Annotated in this window: 1 protein-coding gene; it reads left to right on the top strand. The window is 77.9% G+C overall.

Annotated features, from left to right (window positions below):
• On the top strand, window positions 1–1,436 hold a 1,436-nt coding region (locus VR45_RS32915; RefSeq protein ID WP_234326401.1), incomplete at its 5' end, for an FtsX-like permease family protein.
• Between the last annotated feature and the right edge of the window lie 307 nt (window positions 1,437–1,743).

Genomic DNA, 1,743 nt, shown 5'->3' with positions numbered 1-1,743 from the left:
TGGCCCCCCTGACCGCCGTGCCCGCCCAGGGGCTCGCGCTGCCGGGCGCACCGGCCGCGCTGGAGGCGACCGTCCAGGCGAGCACCGACCTGCCCATCCCGGCACCCGGCCTGCTCCTGCAGCTGTGGATCCAGGACGCCGACGGGCTGACCGAGCAGCTGACGGCCCCGCTGACGACCGACGGCCGACAGCACTCCCTGACCTTCCCCCTGGCCGGCGGCGACCGGCGCGCCGGCCCGCTGACGCTCAGCCGGCTCGGTGTCCACTTCCCCGGCACGGTCGCCCTGCGCTCCACCCTCGACCTGCGCCTGCCGAGGATCACGGCCGTCGGCGCCGCCGGCGAGCGGACCGACCTGGCGCTGCCGCCGGGGCAGGGCTGGGCCCGCTCCGGCAAGGTCCTCGCGGCCCCCTCCGCGCTCGGCTGCCCCGGCACCGAACGCGGCCGCACGGAGGAGATCCCCGATCAGGCCGGGGCCTGCAGCTGGCAGAGCGAAGGGGCCGACCTGCTGCACACGGTGATGCGCTCGCACCAGCCGCCGATACCGCTCGACCCGGCGGGCGGTGACGCCGTGCTCGCGGTCCAGCCCGTGACCGGCGGCGCGCCCGTGCTCCGCACCCTGCCGGGGGGCGCGATCCTGCCGACGCCCCCCACCCTGCCCGTGGTCGCCGACCGCGCGCTGCTCGACGCGGTGAACGCCAGGGTCGGCGACACCCTTCCGCTCAACTGGGAGCGCGACGGGCGGAGTACCCAACAGGTCCTGATCACCGGGGAGGTCGACGTGCTGCCCGGCTACGACCGGGGCCAGGGCCACCTGTTGCTGGACCTGCGCGCGCTCGCCGCCAACCGCGCGCTCACCGGCGCGGCCCCGCCCGTCGCCACCCACTGGTGGCTGGCCGGCTCGGACCCGGAGGCCCTCTGGGCCGCCGTCGACGGCCACGTCGAGTTCGGCCGGCCGCAGAGCGCCCTGCGGATCGCCGCCGCTCTGGCGGACGACCCGTTCCGGGCCGGACTGCGCTGCGCCTGGCTGCTGCTCCTGGTCACCGCGCCGCTCTTCGCGGTGACCGCGCTGACCCTGCACGCGGTGAGCACGGTCCGCTCCCGCCGGCGGGAGTTCGCGGTACTGCGCGCGCTGGGCGTGCGGCGTGCCGAGCTGACCGCGCTGCTGCGCGCCGAACAGGTGGCGGTGACCGTGCTGCCGGTGCTGCTCGGAGGGCTGCTGGGCCTGCTGCTGGCGGCCCTGCTGCTGGCGCTCACCGTGCTGGACGACTACGCGCGCCCGGTCTTCCCGGCCATGGCCGCCGCCCCGGGCCGGCCCGCCGCCGTGCTCACGGCGCTGGCCGGGGGCCTGCTGCTCACCCTCGCCGTGCTGGTCCTCACCCGGCTGCTGGCCCGGGTCGACCTGGTCCGGGCCCTGCGCGCGGGGGACGACGGATGAGCCCGGCGGAGGACCGGCGGAGGGCGGACGGGCGGTACGCGGACGGGCAGCGGGCGGCCCGATGGCGCGTCGGCGGGCACACCGGCGGGCGAGCCGGCAGGCACCAGGACGGACGCTTCGACGGGGGGAGCCCCACATGCTGACACTGCGCCTGATCCGGCGCGAGGCGCGGATCGCCTGGCCGGTCTCCGTCGTGCTCGCACTGCTCGCCGCACTGCTCACGGCGGTCCCGCTGAGCTGGCCGCCGCAGTTCGACCGGCTGGCCGCCGGCACGCTCGCGGACCGGGTGGTCCGCGCCCAGCGGGAC

The organism is Streptomyces sp. NRRL S-495 (assembly GCF_000966955.1).
GTDB lineage: Bacteria > Actinomycetota > Actinomycetes > Streptomycetales > Streptomycetaceae > Kitasatospora > Kitasatospora purpeofusca.
Note: the sequence above shows the minus strand (reverse complement) of the source record. Positions and strands in the feature narration are given on the sequence as shown.